This window comes from Novosphingobium silvae (assembly GCF_009856825.1).
In the GTDB taxonomy this organism is placed as follows: domain Bacteria; phylum Pseudomonadota; class Alphaproteobacteria; order Sphingomonadales; family Sphingomonadaceae; genus Novosphingobium; species Novosphingobium silvae.
On record NZ_WVTD01000008.1, the window covers coordinates 1 to 25,048 of the forward strand.

General features: G+C 66.8%; 21 protein-coding genes and 1 riboswitch. Of the genes, 14 read left to right on the plus strand and 7 right to left on the minus strand.

All coding sequences use genetic code 11. From position 1 onward, the window contains the following. Positions 1 to 299 precede the first annotated feature (299 nt). From GR702_RS11775 to bluB, 8 genes are all read left to right on the plus strand, one after another. Complete coding sequence (locus tag GR702_RS11775; protein ID WP_160986095.1) at positions 300 to 1,295, plus strand: glycosyltransferase; 996 nt, start codon at positions 300 to 302, stop codon at positions 1,293 to 1,295. A 6-nt stretch (positions 1,296 to 1,301) separates the two neighbouring features. Then, positions 1,302 to 2,813, plus strand: a complete 1,512-nt coding sequence (locus GR702_RS11780) for an oligosaccharide flippase family protein (protein WP_160986096.1) — start codon at positions 1,302 to 1,304, stop codon at positions 2,811 to 2,813. A 91-nt stretch (positions 2,814 to 2,904) separates the two neighbouring features. Next, positions 2,905 to 3,834 carry a retroviral-like aspartic protease family protein gene (locus GR702_RS11785; protein WP_160986097.1) on the plus strand — a complete coding sequence of 310 codons (930 nt, stop codon included), beginning with the start codon at positions 2,905 to 2,907 and terminating at the stop codon, positions 3,832 to 3,834. Positions 3,835 to 3,951: 117 nt separating this feature from the next. Next, positions 3,952 to 5,772, plus strand: a complete 1,821-nt coding sequence (locus GR702_RS11790) for an ABCB family ABC transporter ATP-binding protein/permease (RefSeq protein ID WP_160986098.1) — start codon at positions 3,952 to 3,954, stop codon at positions 5,770 to 5,772. 99 nt (positions 5,773 to 5,871) lie between these two features. After that, positions 5,872 to 6,110: riboswitch (cobalamin riboswitch) on the plus strand. 187 nt (positions 6,111 to 6,297) lie between these two features. Beyond that, positions 6,298 to 7,347 (plus strand): cobalamin biosynthesis protein CobW, encoded by a 1,050-nt coding sequence (gene cobW / locus GR702_RS11795; protein WP_202408226.1) that lies wholly within the window; start codon positions 6,298 to 6,300, stop codon positions 7,345 to 7,347. Beyond that, positions 7,347 to 11,096 carry a cobaltochelatase subunit CobN gene (gene cobN, locus GR702_RS11800; RefSeq protein ID WP_160986099.1) on the plus strand — a complete coding sequence of 1,250 codons (3,750 nt, stop codon included), beginning with the start codon at positions 7,347 to 7,349 and terminating at the stop codon, positions 11,094 to 11,096. The genes cobW and cobN overlap by 1 nt, the downstream gene beginning before the upstream one ends. A 2-nt stretch (positions 11,097 to 11,098) precedes the next feature. Further along, on the plus strand, positions 11,099 to 11,707 hold the full coding sequence (gene cobO / locus GR702_RS11805) for a cob(I)yrinic acid a,c-diamide adenosyltransferase (RefSeq protein WP_160986100.1): 609 nt from the start codon (positions 11,099 to 11,101) through the stop codon (positions 11,705 to 11,707). Further along, complete coding sequence (bluB, locus tag GR702_RS11810; protein WP_160986101.1) at positions 11,707 to 12,354, plus strand: 5,6-dimethylbenzimidazole synthase; 648 nt, start codon at positions 11,707 to 11,709, stop codon at positions 12,352 to 12,354. The genes cobO and bluB overlap by 1 nt, the downstream gene beginning before the upstream one ends. Here bluB and GR702_RS11815 read toward each other — a convergent pair. Then, positions 12,341 to 13,225, minus strand: coding sequence for an ABC transporter substrate-binding protein (locus GR702_RS11815; RefSeq protein WP_160986102.1), 885 nt, complete (start codon positions 13,223 to 13,225; stop codon positions 12,341 to 12,343). The genes bluB and GR702_RS11815 overlap by 14 nt on opposite strands. A 170-nt stretch (positions 13,226 to 13,395) precedes the next feature. Here GR702_RS11815 and GR702_RS11820 point away from each other — a divergent pair, with 170 nt between their 5' ends. Together GR702_RS11820 and GR702_RS11825 are read left to right on the plus strand one after the other, a co-directional pair. Next, on the plus strand, positions 13,396 to 14,334 hold the full coding sequence (locus tag GR702_RS11820) for a FecCD family ABC transporter permease (RefSeq protein ID WP_337192595.1): 939 nt from the start codon (positions 13,396 to 13,398) through the stop codon (positions 14,332 to 14,334). Beyond that, positions 14,328 to 15,122: an ABC transporter ATP-binding protein gene (locus tag GR702_RS11825; protein WP_160986103.1), complete on the plus strand. Its 795-nt coding sequence runs from the start codon at positions 14,328 to 14,330 to the stop codon at positions 15,120 to 15,122. The genes GR702_RS11820 and GR702_RS11825 overlap by 7 nt, the downstream gene beginning before the upstream one ends. A 16-nt stretch (positions 15,123 to 15,138) precedes the next feature. Here the strand turns inward: GR702_RS11825 and GR702_RS11830 are convergent, their stop codons facing one another. From GR702_RS11830 to GR702_RS11845, 4 genes are all read right to left on the minus strand, one after another. Then, positions 15,139 to 16,506, minus strand: a complete 1,368-nt coding sequence (locus GR702_RS11830; protein ID WP_160986104.1) for an amidohydrolase family protein — start codon at positions 16,504 to 16,506, stop codon at positions 15,139 to 15,141. 94 nt (positions 16,507 to 16,600) lie between these two features. Then, entirely contained in the window at positions 16,601 to 17,944 is a 1,344-nt protein-coding gene (locus GR702_RS11835) for an AtzE family amidohydrolase (RefSeq protein ID WP_160986105.1), read from the minus strand. A gap of 2 nt (positions 17,945 to 17,946) precedes the next feature. Next, positions 17,947 to 18,180, minus strand: a complete 234-nt coding sequence (locus GR702_RS11840) for a hypothetical protein (RefSeq protein ID WP_337192596.1) — start codon at positions 18,178 to 18,180, stop codon at positions 17,947 to 17,949. A 76-nt stretch (positions 18,181 to 18,256) separates the two neighbouring features. After that, positions 18,257 to 19,096, minus strand: a complete 840-nt coding sequence (locus tag GR702_RS11845; RefSeq protein ID WP_160986106.1) for a DODA-type extradiol aromatic ring-opening family dioxygenase — start codon at positions 19,094 to 19,096, stop codon at positions 18,257 to 18,259. Here GR702_RS11845 and GR702_RS11850 point away from each other — a divergent pair. After that, positions 19,038 to 19,253: a hypothetical protein gene (locus tag GR702_RS11850; RefSeq protein ID WP_202408239.1), complete on the plus strand. Its 216-nt coding sequence runs from the start codon at positions 19,038 to 19,040 to the stop codon at positions 19,251 to 19,253. The genes GR702_RS11845 and GR702_RS11850 overlap by 59 nt on opposite strands. Positions 19,254 to 19,314: 61 nt before the next feature. Next, positions 19,315 to 20,604 (plus strand): MFS transporter, encoded by a 1,290-nt coding sequence (locus GR702_RS11855; protein ID WP_160986108.1) that lies wholly within the window; start codon positions 19,315 to 19,317, stop codon positions 20,602 to 20,604. A 9-nt stretch (positions 20,605 to 20,613) separates the two neighbouring features. On the opposite strand, the gene GR702_RS11860 is transcribed toward GR702_RS11855, so the two are convergent. Together GR702_RS11860 and GR702_RS11865 are read right to left on the minus strand one after the other, a co-directional pair. Then, on the minus strand, positions 20,614 to 21,489 hold the full coding sequence (locus GR702_RS11860) for a hypothetical protein (RefSeq protein WP_160986109.1): 876 nt from the start codon (positions 21,487 to 21,489) through the stop codon (positions 20,614 to 20,616). Between the two features lie 413 nt (positions 21,490 to 21,902). Then, a complete protein-coding gene (locus GR702_RS11865; RefSeq protein ID WP_160986110.1) occupies positions 21,903 to 23,009 on the minus strand; it encodes an acetamidase/formamidase family protein in 1,107 nt (368 codons plus the stop codon). A 195-nt stretch (positions 23,010 to 23,204) separates the two neighbouring features. On the opposite strand from GR702_RS11865, the gene GR702_RS11870 reads away from it, so the two are divergent. Together GR702_RS11870 and GR702_RS11875 are read left to right on the plus strand one after the other, a co-directional pair. Then, entirely contained in the window at positions 23,205 to 23,690 is a 486-nt protein-coding gene (locus GR702_RS11870; protein WP_160986111.1) for a VOC family protein, read from the plus strand. Positions 23,691 to 23,786: 96 nt separating this feature from the next. After that, positions 23,787 to 24,992 (plus strand): aromatic ring-hydroxylating oxygenase subunit alpha, encoded by a 1,206-nt coding sequence (locus GR702_RS11875; protein ID WP_160986112.1) that lies wholly within the window; start codon positions 23,787 to 23,789, stop codon positions 24,990 to 24,992. Positions 24,993 to 25,048 lie beyond the last annotated feature (56 nt).

Consider the following 25,048-nt stretch of genomic DNA (forward strand, 5'->3'; position numbering starts at 1 on the left):
TATCTCGAGGAGCACGTTGCCCGTCATGTCAGCAACCGCAGAAGCCAGTAAAACCGGTGCGTTCCGCTGCGGTGAACGGCCCTCTAAAGCTACCCCTCGATTCGGTCAACACCCTTTTTCAAAAAACCATCACACTCCAAAAACGCAGCCAAACCGGGCTCCTCCAAGTGGTGGCCATGTCCGAACGCTTTCTTTACCCTGCGCCTCTAGAGCCGCACACAAGCGCGGCGTAGCGGCGACGACGTTCTGATGGTTCGGACCGCGCCTTGGAAAGTGCGGCACAGCAAGTGGGAAGATTCATGCCGGCACCGGCGATCAGCGTCGCGATGAGCGTTTATAATGGCGAGAGGTTTCTTGCAGCTGCCATCGAGAGCGTTCTGGCGCAGGATTTCGCCGATTTCGAGTTCCTCATCATCGACGATGGCTCCGCCGACGCATCTGCGAAGATCATCGGGGAGTTCGCCAGGAAGGATCCCCGCATCCGCGCGACCTTGCGCGAGAACCGCGGGCTGGTCGCCAGCCTTAACGAGATGATCGATCATGCGCGCGCGCCTTTCATCGCGCGCATGGACGCGGACGACATCTGCCGTCCCGACCGCTTTTCCAAGCAGATGCGCTTCCTGTCCGAACATCCCGACTACGGAGTGGTCGGAACATGGACCGAGGACATCGATGCCTATGGCCGGCCTTACCATTTCATCGGCAGGGAGCACCCCGAGACACACGACGCCTTCCTGGCTGCCATCGAGAACGCCTGGCCGCTCCTTTGCCATCCGGCAGCGATGTTCCGTCGTGACATCGTGCGGAAAGTCGGCGGCTACCATGCGGCTTTCCGGCACTGCGAGGATTACGACCTCTGGCTGCGCCTGGCGAGCGTGACCCGCCTGTGCAGCATTCCCGAGCGGCTTCTCCTTTACCGCCACTACGACAATCAGGTTTCCAGCCGCCATGCGACCGAGCAGCAGATCGGCGCGGCGATCTCGTACCTCGCCTATCGTGAACGCCAGGCCGGAAGGCCGGATCCGACCGAGGCGCTCGACCGGTTGCCCGCCATCGACGAACTGGACGCCTTGTTCGGGCGGGAAGGCGTATCTCGCTGGGTACGGGCCCGGGTCGCGCCGACCCTGCTGTATTCCCGCAGCAGCCTGCGTGACGCGGGCTTCGATCTCCTCACCCGATACCTGCATGAAGGTGGAGACCGGAAGGGGATGTGGCGCGTCGTTGCCCGCCTTGTGCGTTTTGGCGAGCCTGCACGCGCGCTGAGGCTCGGCGCCACGCTCCTGCGCACAACCTGAACGACGATGAACACTGCGCAGGAGAGCAAGCCGGAAGCTCGGGAAACCGGCAGCGTGAAGTCGGCCGCCTTGTGGGCCGCCTCGAGCCAGTACTCGCTCTTCACGCTGCAATTCGCGACCTCCGTCATCATTTCGCGGTTCTTTCTTCGACCCGCAGAAATCGGTCTTTTCTCGGTGGCCCTTGCAGCGGCGATGGTGCTTTCCATCATTCAGGATTTCGGTCTTCAACGGTACATAGGGCGCCATCCGACCGGTGACGAGGCCATGGTCCGCTCCGCCACCACGATCGCGGTTGTTTTTGCATTGGCCCTGGCCGTCCTGATCTATGCGTTGGCGCGGCCTCTCGCAGCGCTCTATTCGGAACCGGGCATCGAGCCGATCCTGCAATTGATCGCAGCTTCTTACATCTTCGTGCCATGGAGCATCGTGCCGCTGGCGCTCCTGTCCCGCCGCCTGGACTTTCGCCGCAGCTTCGTCGTCAACCTGGGCGGTGCGCTCGCCAACAGCGCAGTCGCGCTGACACTCGCATGGATGGGCTGGTCATCGCTTGCGCTGGCCTGGGGCATGGTGGCGCAGGCAGTCACGCGAGCCATCCTTGCGCAGATCGCCAACCCGGCGTTCCCCGGAAGAGGCGCCAGCTGGACGGAGATCCGCGCGATGCTGAAGTTCAGCGCAGGCACCACGCCCATCTACCTGTCGGGCGGCATCGGGGTGCGCACACCCGACATGATCGTCGGAGGGCTGCAAGGGATGACGGCCGCCGGCCTGTTCAGCCGGGGCGCCGCCCTGGCCGCGCAACTCCATACGCTGATCGTCGGCGCAGTGAGCGCGATCTACTACCCGGCCTTCGCCCGTCTGCGCGCCGAGGGGAAGGAGCTTGGCCCCTATTACGAGCGTGTCGTTGCCGCCCACGGCGCCATCGTGTGGCCTGCCATGGCGCTTCTGGCCGTCCTCAGCGAACCCGTGATCCTTCTCCTTTATGGACCGGGCTGGAGCGAAGCGGCGCCCTTGCTGGCCTTCGTCGCGGCGGCAGAGTGCTTCTTCGTGGCGCTTCCGCTCCACATCGACTTGCCGATCCTCTTCGGACGCCTGCGTCAACTGCTGCTGTTCAACATCGCCGACACCCTCCTGTCGGTGGCGACGCTTGCCGGTGGTGCCGCCATGGGAGTGGAGGCCGCAGCCGCATCGCGCCTGGTCTACGGGGCGGCATGGTTCTGCCTCTATGCCGCGTGGTTGCAGAAGCTGATCGGCTTCCGCTGGAAGGCTGCCTTGCGCATCTATGCGGCGAGTGGAGCTGTGACCCTGGCGACGATCCTGCCCGCCCTGCTCGCGGTGGGCATGTGGCGCGAGCCGGGGACCCTTGGCTTCGACGGCCTTGTGGCGGCCGCAGCAGCATCGGGTTCTGCATGGGTCGCTGCGATCTGGCTCCTGCGCCACCCCGCACGCACGGACCTGGCCGACATGGCCGGACATGCCTGCGCGCCGCTTCTTGTGCGTTTCCGCTCGCGGCGAACCTGAGGCAAGTGCGCGCGCTGGCTTGCCGCGCGACATCCTGATAGTCTCTCCTCCATATAAACAGGCGCGGGCGTGAACTCGCGTGGAGGATGCTATGGCTGGAATGGGCCTGGCCTTGGCGATGCTGGTTGCCGATCCCTCGATCCTCGGCGCTAAGCCGGCTCTCGTCCCTGCCAGTGAAGAGGCGCCCGCCGAGACCGTGGTGGAAGGGTGGAGCGACGCGCACGCGCGCATGACCGTGAACGTCCTCGTTCAGGGCGCGGGCCCTTACCGGTTCCTCGTCGATACCGGGTCGCAACGCACGGTGGTTTCCACGAGGCTGGCGCAGGTGCTGGGGCTCCAGGCTGGGCCACAGGCGCGCGTGGTGGGAATCGCCGCTACGCACCGGGTGGCGACCGCCCACGTCGAGACGATCGCCGTGGGCTCGCGTTCGTTCCATGACCTCACCGTGCCACTGCTGGAAGGCGAGAACATCGGTGCCGACGGCATACTGGGCACCGACAGCCTCCAGCACGAGCGCGTCTTGCTCGATTTCACTCACAACGCCATCCACCTTGGGGACGCGCGGGCGGGTGGCGAACGGCGCGGCTTCGAGATCGTGGTGCGGGCTAGGCGCAAGTCCGGGCGGCTGATCCTGACCGATGCCAAGATCGACGGCGTGCATGTGGACGTCGTGATCGATACCGGCGCAAGCGGCAGCGTCGGCAATCCTGCCCTCCAGCGGGCACTCGCCGGGCGGAAGCGGCTGCCGGCGATGCTGAAGGGCTCGCTCTCGAGCGTGACCGGGCATGACCTCCCGGTCGAGATCGGAATTGCGAGCAAGCTGGAACTTGCCGGCATCTCCGTGTCCAACGTCATCATAGCCTATGCCGATGCTCCGGCCTTCGGCGAACTCAAGCTCGCCAAGCGCCCGGCGATCTTTCTGGGCATGCGCGAACTGCGCGTGTTCAAGCGCGTGGCGATCGATTTTTCGACCAGGAAGGTCTTGCTCGACATTGGCGATCCGGCCGGGAACAGGCGCTAACAAGAGCGGGCTTCGAGCATACGCCTGATCGATAGCGGCGTGCACCGCCTCCCAAACACGCCGCGCTACACGCCGTTTCCGGATTGTTTCGCAACGGTCCGTCCCTAAATAGCGGCGATGCCTCCCGACACTGCAGCTCTCGATTCTCAAGCCCGCCACGATGGCTGGCGCACCCTGCTGCGCTTCATGCCATATCTGTGGCCTCGTGAGGATCGAGGCCTGCGGTGGCGTATCGTCTGGGCCTGCGTGTTCATCCTGCTGTCCACGGCCACGCAGCTTGTCCTGCCCTACCTGATGAAGTGGGCCGTCGACCTTATGGGGACGACAGGGCCCAAGCTGCTCCAGCTCGCGATGCTGACGGTCCTCGGATACGCGGCCGCCCGGCTCGGACAGACGGTGTTCGACAATATCCGCAACATCGTGTTCGAACGCGTTGGGCAGGACGCCACCCGGGCGCTTGCGGAGAACGTCTTCGGCCAGCTCCACCGCCTGTCGCTCCGCTTCCACCTGGCACGGCGCACCGGTGAAGTCACCAAGACCATCGAGCGCGGCACGAAGAGCATCGATACGATGCTCTACTTCATGCTCTTCAACATCGCGCCCACCGTGCTCCAGCTGGTGGTGGTCGCGGTCATCTTCTACTTCAACTTCGGTCCCGGCCTCGTGATCGCGACTGCTGTGGCCGTCGCTGCCTACATCTGGGTGACGCGGACGATCACCGAGTGGCGCACCAAGCTGCGGGAGCACATGAACCGCCTCGACGGGCAGGCGCTGTCCCGCGCTGTGGACTCGCTGCTGAACTACGAGACGGTGAAGTACTTCTCGGCCGAGCAGCGGGAGGAAGCGCGCTACGCCCAGGCCACCCGAGCCTACGCGGCCGCCGCAGTGAAGAGCGAGAACTCGCTTGGTCTCCTCAACATCGCGCAGGGGATCGTCGTCGGGCTGCTGATGGCGGGCGCACTCGCATGGACTGTCTGGGGCTGGTACAGGGGCGAGTACTCGGCGGGCCAGCTGGTCTTTGTGCAAACCTACCTGACCCAGCTGTTCCGCCCGCTCGACATGCTCGGCATGGTCTATCGCACCATCCGGCAAGGGCTCATCGACATGGCCGAAATGTTTCGCCTGCTCGACACCGAGGTGGAGGTGCCGGACGTTCCCTGCGCGCCGGCACTCGTCATCCGCAAGCCCTCGATCGTGTTCGACGATGTCGTGTTCGGATACGAGCCCGACCGCACGATCCTGCATGGCCTCTCGTTCGAAGTCCCTGCCGGCGAGGCTTTTGCCGTGGTCGGCCCCTCGGGCGCCGGAAAATCAACGTTGGCGCGGCTGCTGTTCCGGTTCTACGACCCCCAGTCCGGCCGCATCCTGATCGACGGGCAGGACATCAGCCAGGTCACGCAGGCTTCGCTCCGCGCGTCGATCGGCATCGTTCCGCAGGACTCGGTGCTGTTCAACGACACCATCGGCTACAACATCGGCTATGGCCGTGATGGCGCGACACGCGAGGAGATCGAGGCTGCCGCGCGCGGGGCGTCGCTCAACAGCCTTGTCGCCCGGCTACCCAAGGGTTTCGACACGGAGGTCGGCGAACGGGGCCTGAAACTTTCCGGAGGCGAGAAGCAGCGCGTCGCCATTGCGCGGACACTCGTAAAGAACCCGCCGATCCTCGTGCTCGATGAAGCGACGAGCGCGCTCGATACGCGTACCGAACAGGACATCCTCGCCACGCTGCACCGGGTGGCAGAGCACCGGACCTCGCTCTCGATCGCGCATCGCCTCTCCACCATCGCGGATGCCAACCGGATACTCGTGATCAGCGAGGGCCGCCTGGTCGAAAGCGGCACGCACGCGCAACTGCTGCGCCGCGATGGTCTCTATGCCGAGATGTGGGCGCGCCAGGCTGCGGAAGCCGATGCCTTGAACGAGGCCGCAGAGTAATCTTGCGATCCGTGCGGCGTTGACCCACCCAAAAACAATCTTCCGATTGGCAGCCGTTCCGAAAGGCCCTATTGCCACCCTCGACGAGCGCTCAGGCACTCGTTCATAGATCGCGTCGGTGCCTCGAAAGAGGCTTAAAACGGGAAGGCGGTGCGGGAGTTCTCCTCCCAAGTCCGCAGCTGTCCCTGCAACTGTAAGCGGCGAGCGCGATGCAGAAGGCTTTTTCGTAAGCGGAAAGCCAGCCACTGGGCCGAACGCATGCACATGCGTTGCCTGGGAAGGTCTGCATCAAGCCCTGACCCGCGAGCCAGGAGACCTGCCGGCGTTCTGGTCGCTCTTGCCTTGGTCCAGGGGATGGCCCGGGTACGGTACTCCGTCTGAGCGACGACATGCCATGCGGCCGGGGCCGCATCGGTGTTCGTGCCGGGCGTCCTTGCGCCTGTCCGACGCGGACGCCGGGCCGTCGATCACGAGATCGAGGGTATGCCCCGCCGCGCGAAGTCGACGGCGCGAGGGAGATTACCTTTGAGCAAAGTGCCCACGACCGTCATCACCGGCTTCCTCGGAGCCGGAAAGACGACGCTCATCCGCCACCTGTTGCAGAACGCGCACGGCCGCCGCCTCGCCCTGATCATCAACGAGTTCGGCGATGTCGGGGTCGATGGCGAGCTGGTGAAGGGCTGCAACGAGGACTCCTGTCCAGAGGACGACATCGTCGAGCTGGCCAACGGGTGCATCTGCTGCACCGTCGCCGACGACTTCCTGCCCACCATGATGAAGCTGCTCGACCGGCCCAACCCGCCCGAGCACATCATCATCGAGACCTCTGGCCTGGCGCTGCCCAAGCCGCTGGTGAAGGCCTTCCAGTGGCCGGACATCCGAACCCGCGCCACGGTGGACGGCGTGGTGGCGCTGATCGATGCGGACGCGGTGGCGGCGGGACGGTTCGCGACGGACGAGGCCGCGCTTGCCGCAGCGCGCGCCGCGGATCCCATGCTCGACCACGAAAGCCCGCTCGAGGAACTCTTCGAGGAGCAGCTTGGCTGCGCCGACATGGTCGTCCTCAACAAGACCGACCTCGTCGAGGCGGGCGAGGTCGAGCGGGTGGAGCGTATCGTCGCTTCCGAGACGCGCCCGGGCGTGAAGATCATCCGCGCCAACCACGGCGCGGTCGATATCGCCGCCCTGCTCGGCATCGTCGCTGCCGCCGAGGATGACCTCGATTCGCGCAAGTCCCACATAGACGGCCTCGACGAGGACCACGATCACGACGATTTCGAAAGCTTCGTCGCGGCGGGCGGCGAAGTGACGGACCTCGACGCGCTGCTAGAGCGCCTCGGCGCGCTGATCACCCAGCACGACGTGCTGCGGATCAAAGGCATGGTGGCAGTGGCCGGAAAGCCCGGCCGCCTTGTCGTTCAAGCGGTAGGTCCACGCATCCAGCACTTCTACGACCGCGCCTGGGCCCCTTCCGAAGAGCGCCGGACCCAGCTCGTGGTGATCGGCCAGAAGGGCCTTGACCGGCAAGCGATCAAGAGCGGGCTGGCACTGGTCCTTGGCGCCAGCGCCGCCTGATGCACCTGCTTTCCGCCACCCCAGGCTCGATCTCCAACGGCGAGGAGGCGATCGACCTCGATCAGGCGCCGGGCGACATCGTGATCCTGACGGTGGCGGACAGCGAACTCGCGTGCTTCGCAGCCGCGGCGGCGCAGCTTGACGATGGAGGGCCTTCCGTCCGCCTCGCCAACCTGCTGCAGCTGAAGCACCCCTATTCTATCGACCTTTACGTGGAGAAGGTGATCGCGCACGCGAGGTTCGTTTGTGTGATCCTGCTGGGCGGCAAGAGCTACTGGCCCTACGGCATCGACGAGATCGCCGGTCTGGCGCAGCGGCGCGGCATCGCTTTCGCCGCCATAGCCGAGGGACGCGACGCCGATCCGGCGCTCAACCGCGCCTGCACCTTGCCGCCGAGCGACGTCCAGCGCCTGCGCGACTACATCCGGCAGGGCGGCACCGCAAACGCGCTGTCCTTCCTGCGCACCGCAGCCCGCCTGATCGGTGAGGATTGCGGCCCGCTAGACGATCCGGTGCCAGTGGCGGATGCCGGGCTGTACCTGCCGGGCGTCGATCGCCCCATGCTGTCGGACCTGCGCTCACGCTGGAAGCCTGGGGCGCCGGTCGCGCTCCTCGTCTTCTACCGCGCCTTGATGATCGCGGGCACACTGGACGCGGTGGACGCCCTGCTTTCGGGGCTGGAGGCGCAGGGGCTCAACACCGCCGCTGTCCACGTCCGCTCCCTCAGGGAGCCATTCGCCATCGACTGGCTGGGCGGCCTGATGGGCGAGATCGGACCCGACGTGATCGTCAACGCCACCAGCTTCGCGGCCTCTTCCTCGGGCGAACCCCGCACCCCGGGAGTGCTGGAACGTGCCGACTGCCCGATCCTGCAGGTCGCCTTCGCCGGGGTCGAGGAAGACGACTGGAGAGCGGCCGCACGAGGGCTGGGGCCGCGCGATCTGGCGATGAACGTGGCGCTTCCCGAGGTGGACGGGCGTCTGTTCACCCGAGCCGTCGCGTTCAAGGCCGCCGAGCGGTTCGACGAAGTGACCCAATGCGGCATCGTGGTTCCCCGCGTCGCGCCGGACCGGGTCTCCTTCGTGTCCCGCCTCGCCGCCAACTGGGCACGCCTGCGCCGCACATCCCCTTGCGACCGGCGCGTGGCGCTCGTCCTGGCGAATTACCCCAACCGCGATGGACGGATCGGCAACGGGGTGGGACTGGACACGCCCGCCAGTGCGGCCTCCATCCTCCAAAGCCTGCGAGCCGCCGGCTATGACACGGGCGAAGCACCGGAAGATGGTGCGGGCCTCATGGCCCTGATGACCGGCAGCGTCACCAACGACCTTTCATCACTCGCCCGCGAAGGCGGCGTGGCCCTGCCGCTTGCCGACTACGACACGTTCCTCAGCAAGGTTCCCGAGCAGGCACGCCGGATGGTCCTGGATCGTTGGGGGCTGCCGCAGGAGGATCCTTTCGTGCGGGACGGCGCCTTCCGTCTGCCCGTCCACCGCTTCGGCAACGTCGCTGTCGCGGTGCAGCCCGCGCGAGGGTACAACATCGATCCGAAGGAAACGTACCACGACCCTGCGCTGCCGCCGCCCCACGCCTATCTGGCTTTCCACGCCTGGCTCGAAGGGCAGTTCGGCGCCCAGGCGATCGTCCATGTGGGCAAGCACGGCAATCTTGAATGGTTGCCCGGCAAGGCGGTGTCGCTGTCTTCCGATTGCTTCCCGGAAATCTGCGCCGGGCCGGTTCCGCAACTCTACCCCTTCATCGTGAACGATCCGGGCGAGGGAACGCAGGCGAAGCGGCGTATCGGCGCGGTGGTGGTCGATCACCTGACGCCGCCCCTCACCCGTGCCGAGAGCTACGGCCCGCTCAAGCAGCTCGAGGCGCTCGTGGACGAATACTACCTCGCAGCGGGAATGGACCCGCGCCGCCTTGAGAGATTGCGCCGCGACATCCTCGACCTCGCCCGCAGCCATGGGCTCGACAAGGATGCGGGTGCGAGCGGCGATGGAGACGATGCGCTGTCGGCCATCGACAACTACCTGTGCGAGCTGAAGGAACTGCAGATCCGCGACGGGCTGCACATCTTTGGCCACTCTCCGGAAAACCGGCTCAGGCGGGACCTGCTGGTGGCGCTGGCACGGACCCCTCGCGGGCACGACCGGGACGGGCAGGCCTCGCTCCTGAGAGCCATGGCGGACGACCTCTCGCTCGGCTTCGACCCCCTCGATTGCCGCATGGGCGACCGGTGGGAGGGCCCGCGCCCCGACGCCCTCGCGGCGGTGTCCGCCGATCCGTGGCGCACGCTGGGCGATACCGTGGAGCGCCTGGAACTGCTCGCGGCGCAGATGGTGGAGACCTCGGCCACTCCCGCGCGAGGAGAGCCGGTGGGCCCACGCACGGCCGCCGTACTGGCTGACATAACGGATGATCTCGCGCCGCGAGTGGACCGCTGCGGCGCGAGCGAGGCTGCCGCCCTCCTCGCCGGGCTTGCCGGCCGCTTCGTTGCGCCCGGGCCTTCGGGAGCCCCCACGCGCGGGCGTCCCGACGTGCTGCCGACGGGACGCAACTTCTTCTCGGTCGACACCCGCGCCGTGCCCACCGCCGTTGCATGGGACCTTGGCCAGCGTTCCGCCCAGCTTCTCGTCGAAGATTACCTGCAGCGCGAAGGCGAGTACCCGCGTGCCATGGCGCTCTCCGCGTGGGGCACTGCCAACATGCGCACCGGGGGAGACGATATCGCGCAGGCCCTTGCCCTGATGGGCGTCAGGCCGCGCTGGGAGTGGAGTTCGGGCCGCGTGACCGGCTTCGAGATCATGACCGTGGCCGAACTCGGCCGGCCCCGGGTCGATGTCACTCTTCGCGTCTCGGGGTTCTTCCGCGATGCCTTCCCCGAGCAGATGGACCTGATCGACAGCGCGGCGCGGGCCGTCATGGCGCTGGACGAACCGCCGGGCGACAATCCGGCCGCCGAACGCCACCGCGCCGAGACCGCCGCTCTCGGCGCGCTCGGGGAAAACCACGAAGCCGCCGCGCGGCGCGCCGGAACGCGCGTCTTCGGCTCGAAGCCGGGAGCCTATGGCGCCGGGCTTCAGGCGATGATCGACGAAAAGCTGTGGCACGACCGCGCAGACCTTGCAGGCGTCTATCTCGACTGGGGCAGCTATGCCTATGGCGGCGGGGTGGAGGGAGAGGCCGAACGCGAACTGTTCGCAACTCGCCTCACGCAGGCCGACGCCGTGGTCCAGAACCAGGACAACCGTGAGCACGACCTGCTGGACAGCGACGACTATTACCAGTTCGAAGGCGGCATCGCCGCAGCGGTCGAGCACCTGTCCGGCCGCAGGCCCCTGTCCTATCACAACGACCACAGCCGGCCGGAGCGCCCGGTGGTGCGCACGCTGGAGGACGAGATCGGCCGGATCGTGCGTGCACGCGTGACCAATCCCAAGTGGATCGCGGGGGTCATGCGCCATGGCTACAAGGGAGCGTTCGAGATCGCGGCGTCGGTGGATTATCTCTTCGCCTTCGCCGCCACGACGCATGCCGTGAAGGACCATCACTTCGACGCCGTGCACGCCGCCTTCATCGAGGACGAGGAAGTTCGCGCCTTCATGGCCGAGGCGAACCCGGCGGCCCTGCGCGAGACCGCCGCCCGCCTTGCCGAGGCCCTGGAGCGCGGCATGTGGAGCCCCCGATCGAACAGCGCGGGCATCCTGCTCGCCGAGCTTTCAAGTCCTTCCGCAGGAGTATGAACATGGTGGAACGCACCGAGGAACGCCACACCGAGAAGATGAAGAAAAAGCAGGCCGCTCATGACCGGATCATGGCCGGCAAGACGGTCGAGAAAGGGCTGCTGATCGTCCATACCGGCAAAGGCAAAGGCAAGACCACGGCCGCGCTGGGCATGGTGGTACGCGCCATTGGTCACGGCAAGAAGGTGGGGGTCGTGCAGTTCGTGAAAGGCGCGATGACCACCGGTGAGAAGGCCGTCTTCGACGCCTTCTCCGACAACGTAGAATTCAAGCCAATGGGCGAAGGCTTCACCTGGAACACGCAGGACCGCGCCCGCGACATCGCGCTGGCCCGCGAGGCGTGGGACGAGGTTCGGCGCATGGTTGCCGATCCCGCCTATGACATGGTCCTCGCCGACGAGCTCAATATCGTTCTTCGGTACGACTACCTGCCCGTCGAGGAGGTGCTGGAAGTGCTTTCAGCGCGGGGCGAAATGAAGCACGTGATCGTGACCGGCCGGAATGCGCCCGAGGCGCTGGTGGAGCAGGCCGACCTCGTTACCGAGATGACGCTGGTGAAGCACCCCTTCCGGGAGCAAGGCGTCAAGGCACAGGCCGGCATCGAGTTCTGATGAACCCGCCAGCGGCATTGCCCCTTTTCGGCCCGCAGTTCCGCGAGGATCTCGCCTCGCTGCTGGCCTGGCGGCGCGATGTCCGGCATTTCCGGGCGGAGCCAGTGGGCGAAGAGACCATGGAGGAACTGCTCGCCGCCGCGCAGCTCGCGCCCTCGGTAGGCAATTCGCAGCCGTGGCGCTTCGTTCGTGTTCGCTCTTCGGCCTTGCGGGAGGGGATCGCCTGCCACGTCGACGAGGAAGTCGCACGCGCCGGAGCCGCGCTGGCCGCGCGGCGGGACGAGTATTCGGCGCTCAAGCTTCACGGCCTTCGCGAGGCGCCGGAGGTGCTTGCCGTCTTCTGCGACGAAGGGACCGAAGTGGGCGCGGGGCTCGGCGCCGCGACGATGCCCCGGACGCGCGAATGGTCGGTGGTGATGGCGATCCATACCCTGTGGCTGGCGGCCCGCGCCAGGGGGGTAGGGCTGGGCTGGGTCTCGATCCTCGATCCGGCCCACGTCACTGCCCTGCTGCAGGTGCCGCAAGACTGGCGTCTCGTTGCCCTGCTATGCCTGGGCAGACCGCAGGAAGACGACACCGTGCCCGAGCTTGAGCGCCGGGGCTGGCAGGCCCGCCTGGACTGGAGGACCCATGTCAGCGAGCGCTGACGACCTTTCCGGTGACGCCGCCGGACAGGGCCCGAGCGGCTTTCACGTAGGCGGGCCCGCCGCAAACCGTCCATGCCTGCGGGATGCCGATCCGCGGGATGCCGTCCAGCACCGGATGATGCATCATCGCGGTACCCTGGTCGACGACCCTGTCGGTGGCCGTGTCGACGACCAGGAAGTCCGGCCGAGCGGCCGTCAGTTCCTCAAGCCCCATCTGCGACAGCGCCGGTTTGCCGAGCTTGCCTGCGAGGTTGACCACTCCGACCCGTGTCATCAGGTCGTCGATCAACGTCCCGGTGCCGGTCAGGTATCCGCGCCGCTGGTAGTAGGCGGCGACGACCGGGCGGCGGGCCCTTGGCAGTCCGGCAAGTTCGCGATCCATTCGCGCGATGAGCGCCTCGCCCCGGGCCGGATGGCCCACCGCCTTCGCCACGTCGCGGATGGAACGCCGGATATCGAGGTAGCTGTCGGGCGAGCGGAGATCCAGCGCGGGATACTTGCGCGCCTTCAGAACCGCGATCGCGGGGCTGCGCCGTGCGGGCATGCCGATGACCAGGTCCGGATCGATCGCCATGACTTCTTCGGCCGAGCCCTTGAGGATCGGCAGTCCGCGCGCCTGCGCGGCGGCCGCGGACATCGCCGGATCGCCGGCGTAGCGGGTCAGTCCCGCAATCTGCGAGCGATCCGCGAGCGCCAGCACGAGCTGGTCCGCGCACAGGTTGAGCGAGACGATGCGCCGGGGCACGCTATCCGCCCCGGCAGCGGGTACGGCAGCGGGCACGGCAGCGCTCCACGCAGCCCCTGCGAGCAGAACACCGGCCAGCGCGCCAAGCGCGATCTTGCCAGAACGAAGATATGCCGTAAGCGCCATGCCAGCGCATCCATAGCAACACGATCCCGGGACACAAGCGTGACGGGAAACCAATCCATGCAGAGGTATTCGTGCTCGAAAACGCTTCGCCCACCCGTTTTGCGCGCCCCCGCTTTGGGCACACGCGGAGGCGGGCTCTGATCCCGCTGCTGCTGGCAGGAGTGCTGGTCGTGGCCCTTGCCTCTATGAGCCTTGGCCCGGTTTCCCTGCCGCTGCCGCGCATCCTTGCGGCAATGAGCGGGAATGCAGACACCGTCGCAAGGGCGATCCTGTTCGAACTGCGCCTGCCGCGCACGCTGGTGGGGCTGCTGGTCGGCGGCATGCTGGGCCTCGCGGGGGCCGTGCTGCAGGGCTATCTGCGCAATCCGCTTGCCGAGCCTTCGGTGCTTGGCGCATCCAACTCGGCCGCGCTCGGGGCCGTGGCGGCGATCTACTTCGGTGTCGCGGAATGGCATGTCGCCATGCTTCCGCTTCTTTCGATCGGATCCGGCCTTGTCGCGCTCGTGCTTCTCTTCCTGCTCGCGGGCAGATCGGAGAGCCCGCTCACGCTCATCCTGGCGGGCATCGCGGTATCGACACTCGCCGGTGCGGCGATCAGCCTGGCGCTCAACCTTTCGCCCAATCCGTTCGCCGCGATGGAGATCATGGCCTGGCTCCTCGGCTCCATCGAGAACCGGACGATGGAGCATGTCTGGATCGCCCTGCCCTGCACCTTGCTGGGCGCGGCTCTCCTTCTCCACGATCCCCGTGCGCTCGACGCGCTGGCGATCGGCGAGGACGGCGCCCGCTCGCTCGGAGTGGATCTTCGCGGGACGCGCCGCCGCCTGCTCGCGGGTCTTGCGATCGGCGTGGGGGGCGCCGTCGCGGTATCGGGGTCGATCGGTTTCGTCGGCTTGATCGTTCCCCATCTCGTACGGCCGCTGACGGATCGCAGTCCGTCCGCCGTGCTGCTGCCCTCGCTGCTCGGCGGCGCGGTCCTTCTCTCGGGAGCGGACATCCTGGTGCGCCTGATCCCCACTTCCAGCGAACTCAAGCTGGGTGTCGTCACCGCCTTTCTCGGCGTGCCCATCTTCCTTGTCCACCTCCTGCGGGAGCGCCGCTCATGGTGACCATCGCCGTCAAGGGCCTTTCGGCGGACCTGGGTGGCCGGGCCGTGCTGACCAACATGTCGACCGTGCTGCGCAGCGGGACGCTGACCGGGGTGATCGGCCCGAACGGCGCGGGCAAGTCAACGTTCGTGCGCGCGATCCTTGGCCTGCTGCCGGCGCTGGAAGGTTCGGTCACGATAGACGGGCGGGACATTGCAGGACTGTCCCCGCGCGATATCGCACGTGCCATCGCCTACCTGCCGCAGGGCCATACGCTGCACTGGCCGCTCACCGTGGAGCGAGTCGTCTCGCTCGGACGCCTGCCGCATCTCGGGCCCATGTCCCGGGTCGGCGAACACGATCTGGAGGCCGTGCGCCAGGCCATGATCCGCGCCGACATCGTGCACCTGTCCGGCCGGACCGTCACCGAACTGTCCGGGGGAGAGCGGGCCCGGGTCATGCTGGCCAGGGCACTGGCGGCAGACGCGCGCGGGATCGTCGCGGACGAGCCGCTCGCCTCGCTCGACCCCGGCCACCAGATCGACGTGATGGAACTGCTCGCACGCGAAGCAAGGCAGGGCGCGATGGTCGTCACGGTCCTGCACGACCTCACCATGGCGGCCCGCTACTGCGACCGGCTTCTGCTGCTCGACCGCGGCGTGCTGGTTGCGGAAGGAACGCCGCGCGAGGTGCTGAGCGCCGAACGGCTGCGGACCGTCTACGGGATCACCGGATACATGGACATGGCCGGAGCATCGCCCATGGTGGTCCCGCTTGGCCGGTATCGAGATCGTCAGGAGCAGGGGTAAGCGCGGGCGCCCTGCCTCACTCGATCGGCCACTCGCTGACGAGCGGCAGTCCCGAACGGCCGAGCACCGCCTCGGCCATGGCCTGTGCCTCTTCGAACAGCGCGTCCTCGTCCATCGTCGTGCAGCGGTAGTCATCGACGACGCGCAGGCCATCGATCCAGACCGAGTGCACACTGCGTCCATCGGCGGAGGCTATCAGTTGTTCGACCGGGTTGTTGAGCGGCCGCCATTCCGGGCGGCGGGTGTCATGGGCCACGATGTCCGCCTTCATGCCGACGGCAAGGGCGCCGATCCGGTCGGAAAGGCCAAGCACTTTCGCGCCGTTCAGCGTCGCCATCTCGAGCGCCTCGTGCGCAGGGAAGATCGATCGATCCTCGCGCGCGTCGCGGAAGAGCGAGGCCATCAGAGCGGTGACGCGCAGCATGTCGTGGTTGTCCGCGCCGTCCGTCCCCAGAGCGATGTTCACCCCGGCCCGGGCCATTTCGGGGAAAAGCCCGCGCGGCGTGACTCCATAGCCGCTGCGGATGGATGCATCGGGGCAATGGGTGACATGGGTTCCGCTGGCCGCCACGAGGTCCGCCTCGCTGCTGTCGATATGGACCATGTGCACCAGGTTGAGGTGCTCGCCCAGCACGCCCAGGTCGGAAAGGTGCTGCACCGCGCGGCGGCCGGTGTTCGCAAGATACCAGTTGGAGTCCCCTGAGACCGGGCTCATGTGCGCGGACACGCCCGTGCCGGTGCGCTTCGCGAGATCGGTCGCCTGACGCCAGAGCGCATCCGTCGCCGTCATGTGGCCGATGAGATTGGGCCAGGCCGCGATGCGCCGCCCGTCCTGCGGATAGCGCGCCAGATCGTTTCCAAGCGCGGCAAGGGCGGCGCGGGTCAGTCCCTCAGCGTCGGCAGCGGGCTCCCAGGCGCGGTCCTCGGTCCAGCGGCCGATACGGGCGCGAATGCCGGTATCGTCGATCGCCGCCATGACTTCGTCGAAGGCGATGATGGTGCCTGCTTCCAGGAAGGTCGTCGTCCCGGTGCGCAGCATGGCCGCGATGGCAAGCTTCGCGGCCGTGGCCTGCTCGGCGGGAGTGTGGTCCTTGTAGAGCGGAATGACCCACCGTCCCAGCGTCTCGTCGAACGGCAGATCGCCCGGAATGAAACCGCGTATCAGCGTCTCGGTGATGTGAACATGGCAGTTCACCAGCCCCGGAGTGAGCAGGAAGGAGGAGCCGTCGATCACCTCGGCCGCCTCGATCCCGGCAAGCGCCGCCGCCTTGTCGACCGCGACGATGGTGTCGCCCGAAAAGGCAATGGCACCGTCGCGAATGATGCGGCGCCTTGCGTCCATCGTGATGATGGTCGCACCGGTGATGAGAGTGTCTGCCTGCATGCGTCCCCGCGAGTTACCCGGCCAGCCTAGCGCCACGTGCCTGCCCGGCTTGTGCAGGTGCGGCGCAATTCTTGACGCATTCGCCCTTGAGGGATCAGGCGGGCGGCGCAGGGACCGCGCAGAGCCCTTTCTCGATCAGTTGCCGGGCGGCGCGAAACAGCAGCGGTTCGTGTCCGGCCGCGCTGATCAACTGGATGCCCAGCGGCATGGCGAGATCTCCCGCCAGCGGCAGCACCAGCGCGGGCAGGCCCATGAGGCTGATGGGCTGGGTGTAGATGCCAAGGTGGCTGCGCGCCGGGATCGACTTGCCCTCGAACGTCATCACCGGATCGCTGATGAGCGGGGCGAAGCCGGGCGCGGCGGGCGTGAAGAGGACGTCGGCCAGCTCGAACTGGCGGCGCAGGCGTCCCTGGATCCAGCTGCGGAAGCGCTGGGCGGCGAGGTAGTCGTCGCTCGGCAGGAGCAGGCCCGCCAGCATGCGGTCGCGGACGGGCGGCTCGAACTGCATCGGATCCGCCTCGAGCGCGGGTCGATGAAGGCTGGCGCCTTCGGCCGCGATGATTACCGATGCGGCGGCGCGGGCGATCTCGGAATGTGGCAGCTCGAAGCCGATGCGGCCAAGCCGCGACCAGAAGGCGTCCAGCGGAGCGCGCATTTCTTCGGAAATGTTGTCGTCGAACCAGCTCAGCAGCCGGCCGAAGGCAATCTCCCCGCGCAGCGTGTCCGACCGTTCGGGCGCCCCTTCGCGCAGGACCGTGCGGACGAGAGCAAGGTCGTCGAGATCGCGCCCCAGCGCCCCCACCACATCCAGGCTCTCGACGAAGGGGTAGACGCCGTCCCGCGGAAGATCGCCGTAGGTCGGCTTCAGTCCGATAACGCCCGTAAGCGCGGCCGGCACGCGGAGCGATCCGTTCGTATCGAACGCCAGGCTGATGGGCACCGTCCCGGTTGCGACCGCCACGGCCGAGCCCCCCGCCGCTCCGCCCGAGACCCTTGCGTTGTCGTGCGGATTGAAGGTCGTGCCATAGTGGGCGTTCATGGTGACGAAACCGTATCCCAGCTCGTCCATGTTCTGCGTGCCCACGAGCACGGCTCCCGCCGCCTCCAGCAAGGCGATGGCCTTGGCGTCCCTGCTGGCGAATGCGGCGGCAAGGCGCGTTCGCGACCCTGCGGTGGTGATCTCGCCTGCGACATCGAACAGGTCGGCAACGCCGAACGGCACGCCGGCGAGAGGACCGGGATCGAGCCCTGCCTCCACCAGCTTGTCGACGGCTGCGGCACGCAGCATGGCGCGCTTGCGCAGGAGACGGGTGAAGCCGCTGCGCTCGCGCCCGAGCGCTTCGGCCCGGTCCAGCGCCCGGCCGCACAGGGTCACCGCCGTCGTCTGGCCCGACCGCACTTGCGCGGCCATCGCGATCGCAGTCGGCGAGCCGGTCATGCTCAGGCCTCGAAGCGCATGGCACTGGCGCTGCGCGGATCAAGCGCGAAGGCGCGCAGCGTCGCCACGTGGTCCTGCAGGACGATCAGGTTGGCAAGGACGCCGGCCGTGCAAGCGTCAGGTGCCGAGATCCCGGCCTCGGCCATGCGCGTGCGCACGCTCTCCAGCGTGGGACGAGCAGCCTGCCCCCTATCCTGCGCCACCGCATCCTCCTTCGCGCCAAGTGTCAGCGGCACCCTTACAGCCTTGCCAACCGGCGGCAAGGCCTTCGCGCAGGCAAATGGAGGACGCGGCGGCGGGCCAGGGCGCCGTTCAGCCGAAGCGATAGCCCGAGATGTCCGCCATCATCACGTTGTCGCCAAACACCTTGGCACCGGGGGAATCCTCGCCCGCGCCGGCTGCGATCATCAGCGGCAGCAGGTGTTCCTCGCGCGGGTGGGACAGCCGCCCTGCGGGTGCCTCCGCCCACTCGCGCAGGCTGGCCTCGCGCGTCGGCGGCTCCGCCTCGACAGCGCCCGTCAGCCACTGGTCGAACACAGCAGAGGGCCGCGTGGCGGCAGGGGTGCGGAAGGCGCGCATGTTGTGGTAGCTCATGCCCGAACCTACGACGAGGATGCCTTCGTCACGCAGCGGCGTCAGCGCGCGGCCGGCGGCCAGGTGCTCGGCAGGATCGAGATCGGCCTTCAGCGAGAGAGGCACGACAGGGATCGTCGCTTCGGGATCGATCAGCAGGAACGGCACGAATACGCCATGGTCGAACCCGCGCGATGGATCGGTGCGCGCAGGAAGGCCAGCGCCGTTCAGCAGCGAGACCACCCGCTCTGCCAGTCGGGGGGAGCCCGGGGCGGGATACTGCAACTGGTAGGTATGCGCCGGGAAGCCGTAATAGTCGTAGATCATGCCCGGCTCGTCCGCGCTCGACGCGGTGAAGGCAGGTTCCTCCCAGTGCCCGGAGACGACCACGATGCCCCTGGGCTTTTCCGGCAAGGTGGAAACAAGCGCGCGCAACCACGCCTCGGTCTTGTCCCAAGTGTCCGCCGGTCCGCCCATCACCGACCAGTCCATGAAGAAACAGGGACCGCCGCCATGGGGGATGAAGAACGTCGGCATCCTGCCCCCGGAAGCCGTAATCTCCGTCGTCTGTGCATTCATCGCCGCGAATCGTCCCTTGTTGATTTCCGGCCAGCTTTCCCTCGGCACCCATGCGAAGGCCCTGGTGGATGATGTCGGCAAGTTCGGATTGGCAGTGCGCGCATGCAAGTGCGCAGAGTTGATGCGCCGCGAAGGAATTGTTGCAGCCGCGTTATAATCGCTTGGGATCGGCTGCCGGAGCGCTTTTACTTGGCGAAATTCGGATCTGGAGACCCGCAATGCCCACCGCTGCCCGAGATCCCGCCGCGACCCGTCTGGCGATTGCCGCCACCACCGGCAACCTCGTATGCGTAACCGCCGCGATCAGCGCCACTTTCGGCACGTTCCTGGTGCCGCTGTCGCAGGATCTGGGCTGGTCCCGCGCGGCGGTGTCCGGCGTGCTCGGGCTCATCGCCATCGTCGCCGCCGTGAGCTACCCGCTGATCGGCCGCATGATGGACAGGCTGGGCGCACGCGCATTCATCCTGGGCGGCAACCTGATGCTGGGGCTCCTCATCATCAGCCTTTCGCAAACCACCGGCAACATCTGGCTGTTCTATGTCCAGTTCGGCGCCATCGGCCTTGCCGGGGCCACCTGCGCCTCCCCCATGATCGCGAAGATCGTCTCCAACTGGTTCGACCAGCGACGCGGGCTCATGCTGGGGGTGACGGCGGGCGTGGGCAACGGAGTGGGGGCCACGCTGATGCCGGTGGTGGCAGGGGTGCTGCTGCCGCTGCTGGGCTGGCGCGCCACGTATGGCACCATCGGGCTCATCGTGATCCTCGTGGGCTTCCCGGTCATGTGGCTGTGGCTGCACGACACGCCCGCCCACGCGGCGCGAACGCGTGCTCCCGAACCGGCGCGGGCTCCCGTAATGGAAGGCATGACCCTGCGCGAGGCCATGGCGACGCGCCACTTCTGGGTGCTGCTCACGGCGGTGGCCAGCGGCGCAGGGGGAATGACCGCCGTGTTCACGCATGTCGTCCCGATGATGACCGACCGGGGCTTCGGCCTCGCCGAGGCCACCGCCACGATAGCCACCTTCGCACTCGTCACCGCCGCGTGGCAGGTGGTGACCGGCGGCTTGCTCGACCGCCTGCGCACGCCGCTGCTCGTGGTTCCGATGTACGGGGCCGCGATCGCGGGCGTCGCGCTGCTTCAGTTCGGCCAGGGCAGCCTGGCGATGAGCATGGCCGGCGTCCTCCTCGGCATCGGCATGGGGGCGGAGTACGGCGCGCTCTCCTACTTCTGCTCGCGCTACTTCGGCCTGAAGCACTTCGGTTCGATCAACTCGGTGCTCTATTCGGCGGTCATCCTTGCCCAGGGCCTCACCCCCGCAGCCATGGACCTAAGCTATGGGCGTACCGGCTCGTACGACCAGGCATCGATCGCGATCATCACGGTTCTGGGCGCGGGCATGGGGCTTCTCCTGCTGCTTCCCGGCATCGGTCAGGACGGCCGCGTCAGGCTGCGCAGCCGCAGCGGGATCGCGGATGCTCCTGCCGACATGGCGCTGAGCGCCGGCTGACGTGACGGGTCAGGCCTCTACGCTGCAGGCCCTGACCCGGTCGATGGACGACAGGCTCTCGGCGACCCAGCGATCGAACGCTTCCAACAGCACGGGACAGGCTTCCACATAGTCACCCGGCCGGTCCGAGAGCGTCACGTATCTCCGCTCGGCAGCGCGCACCATGACGTTCTTCACGTGGGTGCGCGACACTCCGGCATGCTGCGCCGCCCGCGAATAGAAGCCCGCGCCGGTCCGGTTGTCTGCACGGCCGCGGATGAACTGCATGAAGACCATGAGCACCCGGAAGCCGACCGTTTCCTGCACGAAATAATCCATCGGCGGATTGGCGCTCATGATCTGGTTGGCGATGGCCAGCGTCTTCAGGCCGGCGAGGCGGAAGGCACGCTGGTACGCCCGGTCGTGGACGAGGGCGGGCGTGTAGTCCACGTGCGGGCACAGGATCGGCAGGGGCGCATGGAAAACGCGGATCCATTCGCAGTCGGCAAGGATGGCGCGCGGCGTCGCGCGCATCAGCCGGACCCGCCCATCGTGCAGAGCGGGCGTGCTTTCCAGAAGGCCGTCCCGCCGCAGGTTCGCGACGGCATCGACGATCCGGCGGCCCGGAGCGATCCCCATCTTCGGCAGGATGTCGTTCAGCAATCGCATCGTTACGCCGCCGGACGGATCGTGCGGTTCGCGAGCGGCATCGAGCGAGACGATCAGCATGAACATGACGCCGCGCTGGTACTCGATCAGGCTACGCAGCCGCCGGTCATTGAAATACAGCCCCGCGAGGCCATCCACAAGGATCGACCTTGCACGAGCGAACTGCGGGTGCTCGCGCACGGCTCTGACCGAGATGTGATCTATCTTGGAATCACCTGTTCTCCAGTCCCGCTGCATGTGCGTGCGTTGCCCCGTCGAACTCGCCGTCGCCACTCTGGCCGGCATGAACCGGCCATCGCGCCGATGTCCTCACGGTCATCGTCAGGATCCCGCCGACGGCTGAGCGCCGTCCCGCGCCGCCTTAGCCAGCGGCTCCCCTGCGGCGCAGTGAAAATTTTGAAATCAGGCAGGTTCTGGCGTCAAAAAAAGCCCGGCGACCTTGCGGCTGCCGGGCTTCAAGGAAAAAAGGCGGATGTGCATCCTGCCTTCGGGTCGCAAGGGCGCGCATACCCGGCCCGTAACTCTGCGCAACGAAACAATTCCGTTGTATTTTCATGGCCCATGCTCCCGTGCAGAACAGACCGCAAAAAAGAGCCCGGCCTTGTGGGGCCGGGCTCCAGTGTGCGCCGTCGGGGCCTGGTGAAATCGTGTCAGAAAAGGTCGCTTCGCGGCGGATCCTTGACCGTGCCCTTGGCCGGGAACATCCGTCGTTCGATGCGCGCGTGCACGCCCAGAGTGCCGTCCACGACCTGGGTGATACCGAAGTCTGCGGCCACGCTCATGAGCGAATAGGCATCGTTCTTGCTGAGGCCCTGCTGCTCGTGAAGCAGGTGCAGCATGTCCATCGAGCAGTTCTTCATCGCCTGGTCGAGGTCTTCGCCAAATCCGTGCACGATCCAGTTCTCGGGCGTTTCCAGCAGCGGCGAGGGGAAATCGAAGTCCTTGCGCAGGATGATCTGGAACAGGCAGTCGAGCGACGCCTCGATGGCGGTGCCGCTGATTTCCCCGTCACCCTGGCTGACGTGCGGATCGCCGATCGAGAACAGGCCGCCTTTCACCTGGCACTTGTAGAACATCGTCGAGCCGGCACCGATGCGCCAGTTGTCGATGTTGCCGCCGTGAAGCCCGGGGGGAATGGTGGAGACGGGTTCGCCGACGGCCGGCGCCACGCCCGCTGTGCCCAGGTGCGGGCGGGCCGGGATGGTGATGCCGGGAAGCGCGGGATGGCGGTCGCACGAAGGGCAGTTGGTGATCGTGCCGGGGACCAGGTAATCGCCCCTGAAGTCGTAGGCGTAGAGCGCGTGCGCGGTGTTGGCCACGGGATCGAGTTCGTAGATCGTGACCCGCTCCTGCTTGCCGAACTCCTCGTAGAGGTGCCCCCAGTTGGCAGCGAGGTTCGAGCCGTAGTTGTTGCGCGGCACCATCTGCAGGTACCGCACTTCGATCATGTCGCCAGGCTCTGCCCCTTCGATGTAGATCGGGCCGGTCATGATGTGGACGCCGGGCGCGCGGCTCGCCGGATCGACCTCGCGGAAGATGCGCTCGATACCTTCGTCGAACATCAGTTCAGGTGCGTCCCCCGCATGGTGCGTGACGGCTTCTGCATGCACCAGATCGCCGCTCCTGATCGTCAGGGCCGGTTTGATCTCGGGCGAGAAGTACCCCCAGTGGATGGTCTCGGGCGTGGCCTTGAGATGCCAGATCGCCGAAGGCCGCACTTGCGCCTTCGGTGAACTGAGAGTGGTGACCGAAGCCATGCATTGCCCCTTTGCTGTGTCAGGATCGAGGCCACACCTTCAAACGCCAGAGGCACGGGGTCTTGGCCGTCAGCGCACTGGAACTTGGCGCGCGGTCGGGTCGGCCAGGCGCCGTCAAGAAAGCGGACGCATGCCGCCAAGAGCGCTGCCATCGAATGGCGCAGACCCGGGGCTCACCGAATAGGGGAAGCCTCGATGCCCAACACGCTCATCTTCGTCGACCTTCCGGCAGACGATCCGGCCGCCGCAGGCCGGTTCTATGCCGAAGTCTTTGGCTGGCGCGACGATCACAAGCCGGAAGGGCTCTACCACCGCATGGTGCCGGGCGGGATGTTCCCCAACCCCGACGGCAGCGACAGCCAGATCGGCAACCTTCACCTCGGCATTTTCAACCCGGCCGATGCCCGCCCGCATCCCGAGGCCGCAGGCGTGGAGCCGCGCACCATCTCCACCCACGGGCGCAAGCCGCGCATCTGGGTGCTGATCAGCGACGACGACACCCCCGAGCGCATCCTGTCCGCCGCCGAGGAGCGCGGTGCGACAGTGCTGTGGCGCAATCACTTCTGGGGGACGTTCAACGGCCTCAACCATGCCTTTCGCGACCCTTGGGGTAACGAGATCATCCTGTGGGGCAAGGCAGGCGACCCGCCCGCCATCCCGGACGGCTACACTCGCGAGTAAGCTGTCTCGCAAATGCAACATTGCCTTCGCGCCTGCAGTATGCAGGAATGAGCAAGGCTCGTGAGAAGCCACAAGAACTGACTCAGGATTGCCGCCATGTCCGCGACCACGCTCTCGCCCAAGCTTTCCGACGCCTTCATCGAATCCCTGTCCGCATCGGCGGTCGCGCTTGAGGATGCGGTGACGCTGCCGCCTTCGTGCTACACCTCGAAGGAATTCTACGAGTTCGAGAAGGAAGCGCTCTACTATCGCGAGTGGCAGTGCGTGGGGCGGGAAGACTGGATTCCCGAACCTGGCGACTTCTTCACGACCCGCACGGTGAACGAGCCCATCATCGTGGCGCGCAACCTTGAGGGAGAGGTCCGCGCGATGTCGGCGGTGTGCCAGCACCGCGCCATGCTGGTGGCCGAGGGCAGCGGCTCGGCGCGAGGGTTCCTGTGCCCCTACCATCACTGGAGCTACTCGCTGGACGGCACCCTCGTCGCCGCGCCCGCCATGAACAAGACCTGCAACTTCGACCGCAAGGCCAATAGCCTGCCCCGTTTCGCGGTGGAGATCTGGAACGGGTTCGTCTTCGTCAACTTCGACGAGAACGCAGCCCCCCTCGCCCCGCGACTGGCGGACGTCGCCGCAGCGATCGCCGGGTACGACCTTGCCAGCGCCGAAGGTCCGAAGCCAGAGGCGGGCGCCCGGCTTCCCTGGAACTGGAAGGTCATGTTCGAGAACAATAACGACGGCTATCACGCCAGCCGTCTCCACGCAGGCCCCCTCCACGACTTCGTGCCTTCGGGCAAGGCCGAGTTCCCGCACTCGGACCCGGAGGATGCGGGCTTCCTGCGCTACAACGGCACCCTGCACCCGGACGCAAGCTTCAACGCCACCCAGCGCGCGGTCCTGCCGATCTTCCCGGGCCTCTCCGACGAGGCGCGCCACCGCATGACATTCGCCAACGTCCCGCCCTCGCTCAGCCTCATCATGATGAGCGACATGGTGATCTACCTCATCCTGCGTCCGGACGGGCCGGAATCGCTGGAGATGGACACCGGCCTGCTCTTCGCGCCCGGGGCGATGAAGGACCCCACCTTCGACCACAAGCTGGACATGAACATGCGGGCCACATCGCACATCATCGCGCAGGACTTCCACGTCGATGAACTGGTGCAGGAAGGGCTTCGCTCGCGCTTCGCTCCGCGCGGCCGCTACTCGTGGCAGGAGGGTGCGCAGGGACAGTTCAACAAGTGGCTGGTCCATCGCTACCGCAGTGCACACAAGCAACTGGCGGGCGCGGAAATGATCGACTAGGCTATCCTCTCTGGAAGGCTTCGTTGTTGCGCCATTGTCCGCAATGCCGAAGCTTT